Raw genomic sequence first — 13,283 nt, forward strand, 5'->3', positions numbered from 1 at the left:
AGGTCTCGATAGCGCAACACTGCGGCGAGAACTCCAGACAGCTCTCCCGAGTTACATGGTGCCGTCGGAGGTGATGGTGCTGGATGCCCTGCCCCTCACCGTCACAGGCAAGCTCGATCGCAAAACACTCCCAGTGCCGGAGGTGGCGCCCATTGCACAAACCTACGAAGCCCCCCGTACAAACCGGGAAATAGCGCTTGCTGTGATCTGGGGCAGTGTCCTCGGACGCGAGCGGATCGGCCGGAACGACAATTTCTTTGAGCTCGGCGGGGATTCGATCCTAAGCATCCAGATTGTTGCACAAGCACGGGCGGCCAAACTCCGCCTGGCAGTGCGGGATATTTTCCAGCATCAGACAGTCGCCGCCCTCGCCCCCCACGCGGCATCGGTCGAGCCGTCCGTGGAAGCAGTAACCACCAACCAGGACGGGCCGGCTCCGCTGACGCCGGTTCAGTCCTGGTTCTTTTCCTGGGATCTGGCTGATCTGTCGCACTTCAATCAGGCGCTTCTACTGCGCCCGAACGAACGGATCTCGACAGAAAAATTACACGCCGCAGCCAGTGCGATCATCGCCCGGCACGCTGCATTGCGCCTCCGTTTCCGGCGCGGCAGCGAAGGCTGGCTTCAGGAACCGGCCGGGATCGCGGCAGATATACCCGTCCACGAAGAGGATCTCAGAGACCTGCCGGCCAAGGCGCAGGCGGACGCCCTTGCAGAGCGCGCGACCCATTGGCAACGCAGCCTCGATCTGGAAAATGGTCCGATCCTGCGCCTGGTCCTGTTCGAGCTGACATCGGGCCAGCGCCTGCTCTGGTGTATCCATCATCTCGCAGTGGACGGCGTGTCCTGGCGCATCCTGCTGGGCGATCTCGACAATGCCTTCGCCCAGCTCCGGCAGGGTGCCGATATCTTTCTTGAGCCGACCCCGGCATCTTTCCCGGACTGGGCGCTTTATCTCCACGGCCTCGCCGGGACACCGGAGAGCACCGAAGAGGCTGCCTACTGGCGCGGTTGGAAGACGACACCACCCTTGCCGAAGGACGATCCGTCGGGAGCGGCACGCTGGGACAACACCGAACACGTCCGGGTCGCCATCGACCGGGAGACAACCGCCGCGCTGCTGGAACAAGCCCCGCGCGCTTTCGGCACACGGATCAACGACCTGCTGCTGACGGCGCTGGCGCTGGCGCTGGCTGACTGGACCGGGCGGAGTGATTGGCCCATCGCGCTTGAGAGTCATGGCCGTCCGGAACGGGCGGGTGCGCCGGATCTGAGCGAGACCGTCGGCTGGTTCACCGCAATTCACCCGGTGTGCCTGACCCTGCCCGACCAGACAGATCTCGCCGCCTGCCTAATGGCGGTAAAAGAACAACTCCGCGCGGTGCCCGGTGAGGGGCTGGCCTATGGCATCGGGCGCTCTCTTGCGGGAGCTGCGCCGGAGGATTATCCGGAAGCGGAGATCGCCTTTAATTATCTCGGCCAGTTCGAGACCGACGCGGGCGCCGGGCTGTTCTCTGTCGCGGAGGAAGGGGCTGGCGAGAGCCAATGTCTCGACGGAACGCGGCCGCACGCGGTCGATATCAACGGGCTGGTATCGGACGGCGCCCTGACTGTCTCGCTGAGTTACAGCAGCCACCAGTATCGTCAGGAAACAATGGAGAGCCTGGCGCAAGGCTTCGAGGACGCCTTGCGCTCCCTCGTGGAGCTCTGCCGCGACGAAGCGGCCTGCGGTTACACGGCAAGCGATTTCCCGCTCGTCCCCGTCGCGCAGGACCGGCTCGACCGGCTCGCGGCACAGCAGGGGCGCGGCGTGGCGGCTCTCTATCCGCTAAGCCCGATGCAACAGGGCATGGCCTTCCACAGCCTTGCCGACGAGCCGGGCGGGTCGGTCTATTTCGAGCAACTGACCTGGAAAATCGCCAGCCCGTTCACCCCGGACGCCTTCCACGCGGCGTGGGATGCGCTGGTAGAGCGCCATCCGATCCTGCGCACTGCACTCTGGCTGGACGGCGGAGAACCTCTGCAGTTCGTCCGGCGTGATGTTACACTCCCCTGGAGGGATCTGGACTGGCGCGATCTGAAAGAGGAGGAGCAAACCGAAGCGCTGGAACGGCTTCTCGCCGAAGAGCGGGGCGCCGGTTTCGAGCTGACGCGCCCACCGCTGCTGTGCTGCCTGCTGATCCGGCTGAAAGAAGATAACTGGCAGTTCGTGCTGGGCTTCCACCACATGTTGCTGGATGGCTGGAGCCTGCCGATCCTCTTCCGGGACCTGATGCTGTTCTATGGCTCCCGCTCGACCGACCTTCCTCCGGCCGTGCCCTACGAGCGCTACATCGCCTGGCTGCTGGAGCAGGATCACGCTGCAGCCCGCACCCACTGGCGAGACGTTATAGAGGATTTCGACGCACCCACTCCGCTGCCGGGAGCCCGGACAAAGGCGCCGGACGGTTCCGCAAACGCGCAGCCGAGCGAAAAAACCTTCACCTTCGAGCCCGCGCTCGGCCGCGCCTTGATCGAGACCGCGCGCCACCGCCACCTGACCCTGAGCACGCTCTTCAATGCGGGCTGGGCACTGGTACTGAGCCGGACCAGCGGCGAGAACGATAATGTTTTCGGCGTTACCCTGTCCGGCCGCGATATCGATCTCGCCGGGATCGAGGACATGGTCGGCCTCTTCATCAACACGGTGCCGATGCGCGTTTCGACCGAGGATCGTCCTGTCGGCAACTGGCTGGACGCGCTGCAGGCACAGCACCAGGAAAACAGCCGCTTCGGCTTCGTGCCCCTGGCCGAGATCCAGCATGACAGCGCGGTGCCGCACGGCGCAGCCCTGTTCAACAGCCTGCTTGTCTTCGAAAACTACCCGCTAGATCCCGACCTGCCGACGGGTGAAGGCGAAAACACGCAATTCTCCGGCGGCCGCGCCATCGACCATACCAACTACCCGCTCACCCTCATAGCGGCAGCCTATGGCGACGAAATTCGCCTGCGCGTCGGCTACGACGGAGGACAATTCGCGACTGACGAGATAGACCGAATCTTCGCCTTTCTCAGCACAGCCCTGCGCGGCCTGATCTCGGCGGATCCGAAACAGCCGCTGGATGGGATCGGCATCCTTACCGACGCGGAGCGCCAAGAACTCTGGGAGGCTGGACGTGCTCGCTGCCAGCTGCCCGTCTCAGAAACACTGACTGAACGTTTCGCAGCACAAGTCGCGCAATATGCCGACCGGCCCGCTGTTACCTGCGCCGGGGAATCACTCAGCTACTCGGAACTCGATGCGAGAGCGGACTATATCGCCCGGCGCCTTTCCGCTCTCGGCGCCGGTCCGGACCGTCTGGTCGGCCTGCTTGCGGAACGCTCCGTCGATCTCGTCGCCGGCTTGCTCGGCATCGTGAAATCGGGCGCGGCTTATCTGCCAATCGACCCGGCGACACCGCCTGCGCGTGTTGAATTCATGCTACGGGATGCGGGCGCGGTCGCCCTGGTCGCGGAACGGGCCCTTTCGGAAATTTGCCCCGCGCAAGAGCTACCCCGCCTTTATCTGGACGACCTGACGGAGACCGCAGCGCCCGTCGATCCGGCTCCAGTCCAGCCGGATAACATGGCTTACGTGATCTATACGTCCGGTTCCACCGGCCAGCCCAAGGGCGTCATGGTGAGCCACGCAAATGTGCTGCGCCTGTTCGACGCAACCCAGCCTGACTGTTCTTTCTCGGCCGACGATGTCTGGACCATGTTTCATTCCGTCGCCTTCGATTTCTCGGTTTGGGAGGTCTGGGGAGCCCTGCTGCATGGCGGACATCTAATCGTGGTTCCCGATGAGGTACGGCGCGATCCCGCTGCTTTCCACACGCTGCTGGAACGTGAAAGCGTCACGGTTCTCAACCAGACACCGTCGGCCTTCCGGCACCTCATCCCAGAGGCTGTGGAGCGCGGGCGGACACTGTCGCTCCGGCTCGTGATCTTCGGCGGCGAAGCTCTGGACCTTCCGGGCCTGAAGCCCTGGTTCACGCTCTATGGCGAGCAGGAGCCCAGGCTCGTCAATATGTACGGGATCACCGAAACCACTGTGCATGTCACCTGGTGCCCACTGACCGAAGCGGATTGCAGCAGCACGGCGAGCCTGATCGGAACGCCGCTCCGCGACCTGGATCTACATCTGCTGGACCGGCGCGGCGAGCCGGTACCGATAGGCGTGGCCGGTGAGATCCATGTCGGCGGAGCGGGACTCGCACGCGGCTATCTCAACCGTCCCGAACTGACTGCCGAGCGCTTTATCGAGCGCACTGTGGAAGGCACCGCTCAGCGGCTCTACCGCAGCGGCGACCTCGCACGACGGCGGGCGGATGGCAGTCTCGAGTATCTCGGCCGCATGGACAAACAGGTCAAGCTCCGCGGCTACCGTATCGAGATCGGCGAGATCGAGGCAACGCTGAGCCAGCACAAGGCAGTCCGACAGGTCGCTGTCATCGCGCAACAAGAAGAAGGCCGGATCGTCGCATACGTTGTCGCAGACAGTGAGGCGACACCGGAAATCAGGGACTGGGCGGCATCGCAGCTGCCCTCCTATATGGTTCCGGCACTTTTCCTTCCGATAGAGCGGATTCCACTTACCCGCAACGGCAAGACCGACCATGCAGCCCTGCCGAAGCCCGAAGCCCGCACCGCACCAGATCGCGGCGGAGCGGCCCCGGCCAGCGAGGTGGAACGGAGACTCGTTGAGATCTGGCAGGAAGTTCTCGGGGTCGACAATATCGCCACGGACGACGATTTCTTCGCGCTCGGCGGGCACAGTCTGAAAGCCCTGCAAGTCGTCGCCCGCATCAATCAGGCCTTCGGCCATCAACTACCCGTCGGCCTGCTGCTGAAGAACCCGACCATCGCTGCGCTGGCATCGCATGTCGGCAACATTGGTGGGGCAGCTTACGAGCCAATCCGGGCCACGCCGAAACAGGAAAACTATCCGCTCTCCCATGCTCAGAAGCGGTTCTGGCTCGAAGACAGGCTGGCAGGGGATGCCCGTTACAACATGCCTGCGGCTTTCGAGCTTAAACAGCAGATCGACGCGAATGCCCTGCGCCGCGCACTGGAGCAGCTGATCGACCGGCATGAAATTCTCCGCACCGTCTTCGTCGACGTGGATGGCGAGCCGCGCCAGCAGGTTCTGGACGTCATCGATGCGCCGCTCACGTCCATTAATCTGGGAGATGCAGAAGATGTCGACGCGCAAACTCACGCAATCGTCGCGGAGCTGAACCGGACGCGCTTTGCCCTTAACCAAGCACCGCTGTTCCGCGTCACCCTTATCACCCGGGATAGCGGCCCCACCGTATTCGTACTCGTGATGCATCACATCATCGGAGATGGGTGGTCCATGCAAATCTTCTATCGCGAACTCCTAGCACTTTACGACGCTGCCTTTTCTGGCACACGGAGCGCACTCCCACCCCTAGAGATCCAGTACCGTGACTACGCTGTTCTGCAGGACGCGCGCGACCGGACCGACGATGCCCGCTATTGGACGGCACAGCTCGACGGTCTCGACGGTCCGCTGCGGCTGCCCCGCGATATCGCGCAAAACGCCGGCGACGCACGAAAGGGGGAGCGGGTCGGCCTGGAACTCTCGGAGGAATGCACCAAGGCATTGCGCGCCCTCTCCCGCGCGAGGGGCACCACGCCTGCAAGCACCCTCCTCGCCATTTTCAAACTGTTCCTGTTCCAGCTCACGCGACAGGAGGACATCTGCGTCGGTATGGCGGTTGCCAATCGCGGGCGGCCAGAGCTGGAGCCCCTCCTCGGCGCGTTCGTGAACCTGCTACCGCTGCGCACAGAGATCTCCGCCGATATGGATTTTGACGCATTGCTCGATCGGGTAACGCAGACCATTACCTCCGCCCTGGACCATCAGGATTACCCCTACGACCTGATTCTCAGCAATCGGAAGACAGGTCCAGGTCGAGCCCCGGTCAATGTCATCTATGCCTTCCAAAACGCGACGGACGTCAATATCGGCGACGGCGAGCCGTCCAGCTCACCAGACGGACCGGAGGCAAGACAACTCGATCTCACCTTCCCGTTCGCCAAGGTCGAGCTGATGCTTCTGGTCGCGGAACGCGGGTCGCAGCTTGAGCTGACCCTCGAATATGACGCTGGCCTGTTCACAGCGGAAGCCGCCGAACGTTACCTGAACTCCCTGAACCGGTTCGCCGAAGCCGTCGCGGCCGGCGCGGCATGAGAGGACGAGTATGAAACTTTCGAGCTTCAGCCTGATCGAGCAAACCGGCGACACGGATGATGTCACAGCCCTCATCAACCGCTTCAACCAGACAACCCGGGACTATCCGAGCGACAGCACTGTGGCCGACTTGTTCGCAGAACAGGCAACCGCCCGCCCCGGCGCGACAGCCGTCAGCTTCGGCGAACAGTCCTTGTCCTATGACGACCTGGACCGGCAGTCCAACCGTCTGGCGCATTATCTGAGAGACGCCCCTCGGCTCAGCGACGGAGCGCTGATCGCTGTGTGCCTCAACCGATCGCCAGACCTGATCGTCACGCTGCTGGCAATCCTGAAAGCGGGCGCCGCCTATCTCCCGCTCGATCCGGACTATCCGGCAGACAGACTCCACTTCATGCTGGAGCATTCCGGCGCAGCGGCCCTCGTCACACACACGGACTGTTCCGCGAATTTGCCAAAGAACACTGTTCAGCGGATTCTGCTGGACCAGGCCGGACCCGAGATCGCGCGCGAGCCTGATGCCCCGTTACCGCCGACGACAAGTGACGGTGCCGGAGGGCGACTCGCCTATATCATGTACACCTCCGGCTCGACCGGCCGCCCAAAAGCGGTTGCGGTGCCGCAACGAGGGATTATTCGGCTGGTCCGGGGAGCAGAATACGCCGATTTCGGCACCGATCAGGTCTTCCTGCAATACGCCCCAATCTCTTTCGACGCCGCTACCTTCGAGATCTGGGGGCCGCTGCTGAACGGTGCCCGGCTGGCCCTGGCACCACCTGGAAAGCAGAGTCTAGCCGATCTGGGCGGCGTAATCGCGCGCGAGGGGATCACGACACTCTGGCTTACCGGCGGACTGTTCAACGTGATGATCGATGAATACCCACAGAGCCTGAAACCGCTCCGCCAGCTTCTAGTCGGAGGCGAGGCGCTCTCCGTTCCACATGTCAAGAAAGCCCTGGAGGCGCTTCCGGCCTGCCACCTGATCAACGGTTATGGGCCGACCGAGAACACAACCTTTTCCTGCTGCTTCCGAATCCGTCCCGGCGACTATCGCGGCGCAATTCCCATCGGACCGCCCATTTCCAACTCGACGGCATACATTCTGGACGAGGAAATGCGGTTGCTCCCGCCCGGTATAGCAGGAGAGCTTTATGTCGGGGGCGACGGCCTGGCACTCGGCTACTGGAACGATCCCGCTTTGACCGCCGAACGCTTTGTCGCCGATCCTATCGCCAGCATTGAACGCGCCGGGGAGCGACTTTACCGCACCGGTGACCTGGCATGCTGGCGCGGTGACGGCTCCATCGATTTTCTCGGCCGTATGGACGACCAGCTCAAGATCCGGGGCTTTCGCATAGAACCCGGCGAGATCGAGACCGCGCTTCATCAGTTTCCGGGCATCACCGGGGCGGTTGCGCAGGCATGGGATGCGGGCAAAGCGGCCGCCAAGGAAGACCGGCGTGTGCTGATCGCGCATTATACTGCCGCAGAAGAGACGGATGAGATTGACGAGCCCGCGCTGCGCGCGCATCTCCGGGCGACGTTGCCGGATTTCATGGTGCCTACCCACCTGATCCGGGTCGACACACTCCCCCTCAATCCGAATGGCAAGATCGACCGTGGGGCCCTGCCGCCGCCAACCACGCACCCGGATGTGAACGATAGCTCGCCCGAGCCGCCATCAGGCGAAACGGAAGCTGCACTCGCGATGATCTGGGAGGAGCTGCTCGGCCTCTCCCCCATCGGTGCGCACGACGATTTCTTCGCCCTCGGCGGGCACAGCCTGATGGCCGCAAAAATGGTCTCGGTGATGGAAAAACAGTTCGGAGTCACCCTGCCGCTGACGTCCATTTTTACGCATCCGACAATACGTCAACTGGCCGGGGCCGTGCTGGATGCAGCTGCGTTCGGAAATACCTCCATCGATCAGCAATGCGTGCGGCTGAGCCCGGAGCCCGGTGGGCAACCGCTCTTCGCCCTGCCGCCAGGCACCACGGATGCCCTCAGCTATGGCCGTCTGGGAGAAGACCTTGCCGGGTTCGACCTCCAGGCCTTCAATTTCATCGAGGCGGAAACGCGGATCACCGATTATGCGGACCAGATCGCGGAGCGCGATCCAGACGGCCCGCATCTGCTGTTCGGCTATTCAGGCGGCGGCAATCTCGCCTTTCACGTGGCGCAGGAACTGGAGCGGCGCGGCAGGCTCGTCAGCGCCATCGTCATGCTGGACGCCTCGCGCTTTATGCGCTGCTTCGACTTTCCCGAAGAAGAGGCAGACCGGCTGACCAGTGCAGTTCTGGACGCGGATGGCGTGGCCGAAATCGTCTCCAGCAGCATCCTGAGAGACAAAATCCAGCGCCGCGTCCGGCGCTACTACGCCTTCCTCTCCTCCATCAAAGAGGATGCGCCGATCAACGCCGACATCCACCTGATCAGCAGCCCAACGGGCGAGGACGAACATCGCGACGAAGCGGGAACTCTGATCGCCAGCAAACCGGCATGGGCGGAAGTGACCCGCGGCACCTTCCATCGGCACGACGGCCACGGCGATCACGGCGACATGCTGCTTGAGCCGCATTACAGCGGCAATGCAGCGCTTCTCATGAAGATCCTACAAGCATCCGACACAGCCCTGACATTCGAAAACGACCGGAGAATGCGATGAACGCGACGGCAAGAACAGACCCCTGGATCCGCTGCTCAAAACCGAACCCGGCAGCACGGCTCCGGCTCTTCTGCCTGCCCTATGCAGGCGGTGGCGCTTCCATCTTCAAGAACTGGGGGCGCGTGCTGCCGGACAGCATTGAGGTCTGCGCCATCCAGCTTCCGGGGCGCGAGGACCGGATCGCCGAGACGCCATTCCGGCAGGTCGGACAACTCCTGCCCGTTCTACTGGACCGGCTTCGCCCCTACTTCGACCGGAGTGTCGCATTCTTCGGTCACTCCATGGGTGCCTTCCTCTCCTACGAGCTGTCCCGCGCGCTGACCGAAGAGCATCGCGCTCCGGCGCAACTGATCGTCTCCGGCCAGAGGGCACCTCACCTGCCGCTTTCGCGACCCGAGAGCTATCACCTCTCCGATACGGACTTCTGCGAGCGGTTGCGTAGCCTCAATGGCACACCGGCCTCGGTGCTGGCAGAGCCCGAACTCTTGTCGATGATCCTGCCGCTGTTGCGGAGCGATTTCGAGATGAGCGAGACCTACCGTCGTGTCCCGCAGACCAGATTGAACTGCCCCATAAAGGTGTTCGGAGGCGACCGGGATGAAGAGGTCGACCAGGCCGGACTGCAGGCCTGGCAGGAGACCACCAGCGCGCCGGTGAATGTGGAGATGTTCCCTGGCGATCATTTCTTTCTGCAAAGCCAGACGGACGCATTGCTGGAAACGGTGGAGCGGACACTCCGACCGCATCTGCACTGACAGAATCACGGAAAGGGAGGGAAACAGATATGAGCAATCGTGACGCCGCACTGGCCTATGCTGCATTCGAAGACAGGAATCTGGATGCCGCCGCCAGTCACGCGGATGCCGCATATGCGGCGGGCTTCAAACCGATCCAGCAGCTGGGCGCCATGATCGCCGCCCAGCGCGGAGAGTACGGCAACGCCATCGCCAGGCTGGAAGCGATAGAGGATCACAGCGAAGCCTCGGCCGCCCTGCTTATCCGCCTTCACCTGCTGGCAGGCGATGCCGGGAGAGGCGGCCAATTGTTACTCGATTGCTGCAAGGCCAACGCCTTCGGTCCACCGCTTTACCCGGTTCCGCGCTGGCAAGGCGAGCCGCTGGAAGGACGCCGGATCGTCGCCTGGGGCGGCGGCCTTGGCGACGACATCCTTTATGCCCGCTTCCTGCCCATGCTTGCCAGCACCTACAGGACCGAGATCACAATGCAATGCCGTCCCGGGCTCGTGGATCTCTTCCGTACTCTCCGCGGGGTCTCCCGAGTCCTGCCCCTTGAGACCGAGGTCACGGATTGCGACTTCCATGTGCAGACAGCGGAGCTGGCAGCACATTTCGGCATCGCGCGCGGCAGGATGTGGGATGGCCCCTATCTTCATGCCTCCGCTCTACTTAAGCTTTCGGGTGACGGGCTGAAAGTGGGCCTTGTCTGGGCCACAACCGCCACCCATTGGGAGGGTGGGTCCCGCAGCACCTCGCTTGCCGAAATGGCCCCCCTCGCCTGCGTTCCGGACGTGCGCCTCTACAGTCTGCAATTCGGCGCGCCATCCGCCCAACTAATGCCTCCGCCCGAGGGAATGGAAGTCGAGGATCTGAGCGACCGGATCAAGGGTTTCGCAAATACGGCGGCGGCAATCGCGGGACTGGATCTGGTGATAACGATCGACACCGTCGTCGCAAACCTAGCAGGCGCAATGGGAGTGCCGGTATGGGTCGCGACACCGTCCATGCCCGACTGGCGCTGGGGCCTTGAGGGCGACCGCACACCGTGGTTCCCTTCGGCGACTGTCTACCGGCAGATGAGAGGCGGGAGCTGGCGAGAGCTGTTCGAGGCAATGGCGTCCGATCTTGCCGCGCTTGCCAAGGATGCCGGCAAGAGGAATGCCAGCCGATGAGCGAGGTCTGCGACTGCACCCTCTGCCGCGCGGACCCGGCCCATCCGGCAAAACGCTTCCACGACATGTTCCGGCGGATCGCCTCATGCATGTCGGCGGGCGACCTCGCCGCCTCTCTGGTCCAATACGGGCAACGCTCCGAAATGGGGGATAGCGACGACGACATTCTGAGACAGATCGGACGGCTGGACACCCGGCAAGTGAGGGAAGCGCGCGCGATCGTCCGGCAGGATCAGAACGCACTGATGAACGGTCTGAGCGAATCGGCAAACCAGATCCAAACCCTCGCGGCAAACGACGAGACACGGGACTGGCTCATTGCCGTTGCCGCAGCCGCAGCCGCAGCGCGCCAATCAGGTGATTTCAGGCTCCGCACCCAGCGCCTCGCCGTCACCCTCAACGAACGCCTCTACCAGATCGATATGCCGCCCGACTGGATGGCATATGCCAACCTCTTCGAGGTCTTCCTGCGCCTGAACTACGCGCACAATCCCCAACCAGTCGACACGATCTTCGATCTCGGCGCATTTGTTGGCCTCTCCTCGATCTATCTGAACAGCTGCTACCCGAAGGCCGACATCGTCGCGGTCGAGCCAAATCCGGCTAACTTTCGGGCGATGAGCGTGACGCTTGGCCTCAACGCGACACACATCAGACATCGGACAATCGGCAAAGTTCTCGCGGCCGAGTCCGGGACTGCCACCATCGCCAGCCTGGTGGACGGTCCAGACGCGACCAGCATGATGAATTCCACCGTGATCACTCTGACGAACGCGCCGACCGCAGAAGTCGATGCCATCGGGCTGGTCGAACTCGTCGGCGAGGCCAGTAGCTACGGCCTCAAACTGGACATCGAAGGAGGCGAATTCGGCCTGAAACCGGCACAGGCTGTGCTCTCTGATGCAACATGGATTCTGGGAGAATTTCATTACGGCCCCTGGTCGACATCGGAAGACCAATGGCTGCCGAAACTCCTGGCACGGGATTTCGAGCTGAGCATGCAGGTGCCGCGTCTAGAAATGACCGGGAGAGGGGAATTTTTCTGTATCGGTCAGGACTTCCACGCCGTGAAGCCTAAAGAGGAAAGCGCCACCAGATCGGGAAAATCTCTCAGGGAGAAGGTCGATGAACGATATTTTTGAAGCCGCTGAATCCCAGGTTCGAAGCTACTGCCGAAGCTTCCCCGCCACTTTTACCAAGGCCGTCGGTCACGAGCTGATAACGGAAGACGGTCGCAAGGTCACAGATCTTCTGATGGGATGCGGCGCCCTGAATTACGGGCACAACAATCCCATCATGAAGAATGCGGTGCTGGATTATCTACGGGATGACGGCGTGGTTCAGGCAATGGATCTTCACACCAGCGCGAAGGACGAATTTCTTCGCCGTTTCAAGCGTATCATCCTCGACAGGAGCGGGCTCCGGCATCGCGTGATGTTCACCGGTCCGACCGGCACGAACGCCGTGGAAGCCGCTCTCAAGCTGGCACGAAAAGTCACCGGGCGGTCGACAGTCATAGCCTTTACCGGCGGATTTCACGGCATGACCCTCGGGGCGTTGTCGGCGACGTCCAATCGCAACAGCCGGGCGGCATCCGCGCATCTCCTGTCCAACGTGGTCCGGGTGCCCTATGACGGCTACCTGCCGGGAGATGGTCTCGACTTTCTGGAACGCTCTCTGGACGATCCCAGCAGCGGCATCGACGCACCCGCCTGTATACTGGTTGAAACCATTCAGGGAGAAGGCGGCTTGCGCGCCGCGACCTGTGCGTGGCTGCGCCGGCTGAGAGCCATCGCCGATCGCTGCGGTGCCCTGCTGATCGTCGACGATATCCAGGCCGGGTGTGGCCGCACCGGTACGTTCTTCAGCTTTGAAAGCTTTGACGTACGCCCGGATCTGATCTGTCTCTCCAAATCAATCAGCGGTATCGGCTTGCCAATGGCTTTGCTTCTGATCGAACCGGAATTCGATATCTGGAACGTCGGAGAGCATAACGGGACTTTTCGAGGCAACAACTTGGCTTTTGTCGCGGCCTCTGCATCTTTGCAATATTGGGAAGATGACAGGTTCCGTAACGAAGTTTCCGACAAGATCGAGATCCTCGATACACGGTTGCGGGCAATGGCGGAACGGTGCCCGGACCATATCGAGGAGCTCCGAGGGCGCGGCTTCATGCGCGGTCTGGTCTTGCGCGGCGCCGGCACGGCCGATGCCGTGTCGCGGGATCTGTTCGCGCGCAACGTCATGGCCGAAACCTGCGGTGCCGGCGGTCAGGTGTTGAAACTCCTGCCGGCTCTGACCACCCCCATCGACGCTTTGAACGCGGCCCTAGACACAATCGAGGAGGTGATCGCGCGCCTCCCTATTCGCACATCAGACACAACAACAGCACCCCTCGGTCACGCAACAGCACGTACCGCGTAGGTGCTGATTGCCACCAAAAAAAGTCCCGCCGGACAAATGAATGCGTC

At 62.5% G+C, this 13,283-nt stretch carries 6 protein-coding genes; all 6 read left to right on the forward strand.

All coding sequences use genetic code 11. The features are described 5' to 3' along the window. The first annotated feature begins 55 nt into the window (after positions 1-55). Genes ABJ076_RS09055 through ABJ076_RS09080 form a run of 6 tightly spaced genes read left to right on the forward strand, consistent with a single transcriptional unit; the run spans position 56 to position 13,236 of the window. On the forward strand, positions 56-6,238 hold the full coding sequence (locus tag ABJ076_RS09055; RefSeq protein WP_348202658.1) for an amino acid adenylation domain-containing protein: 6,183 nt from the start codon (positions 56-58) through the stop codon (positions 6,236-6,238). A gap of 10 nt (positions 6,239-6,248) precedes the next feature. Then, entirely contained in the window at positions 6,249-8,903 is a 2,655-nt protein-coding gene (locus ABJ076_RS09060; protein WP_348195160.1) for an amino acid adenylation domain-containing protein, read from the forward strand. Then, positions 8,900-9,658, forward strand: a complete 759-nt coding sequence (locus ABJ076_RS09065) for an alpha/beta fold hydrolase (RefSeq protein ID WP_348195162.1) — start codon at positions 8,900-8,902, stop codon at positions 9,656-9,658. The genes ABJ076_RS09060 and ABJ076_RS09065 overlap by 4 nt, the downstream gene beginning before the upstream one ends. A 29-nt stretch (positions 9,659-9,687) precedes the next feature. Further along, entirely contained in the window at positions 9,688-10,812 is a 1,125-nt protein-coding gene (locus ABJ076_RS09070) for a hypothetical protein (protein ID WP_348195164.1), read from the forward strand. After that, entirely contained in the window at positions 10,809-11,954 is a 1,146-nt protein-coding gene (locus ABJ076_RS09075; protein WP_348195165.1) for an FkbM family methyltransferase, read from the forward strand. Before ABJ076_RS09070 ends, ABJ076_RS09075 begins: the two co-directional genes overlap by 4 nt. Continuing rightward, on the forward strand, positions 11,938-13,236 hold the full coding sequence (locus ABJ076_RS09080) for an aspartate aminotransferase family protein (RefSeq protein WP_348195167.1): 1,299 nt from the start codon (positions 11,938-11,940) through the stop codon (positions 13,234-13,236). Before ABJ076_RS09075 ends, ABJ076_RS09080 begins: the two co-directional genes overlap by 17 nt. Positions 13,237-13,283: the final 47 nt, after the last annotated feature.

The organism is Nisaea sp. (assembly GCF_039990255.1).
Classification (GTDB): domain Bacteria; phylum Pseudomonadota; class Alphaproteobacteria; order Thalassobaculales; family Thalassobaculaceae; genus Nisaea.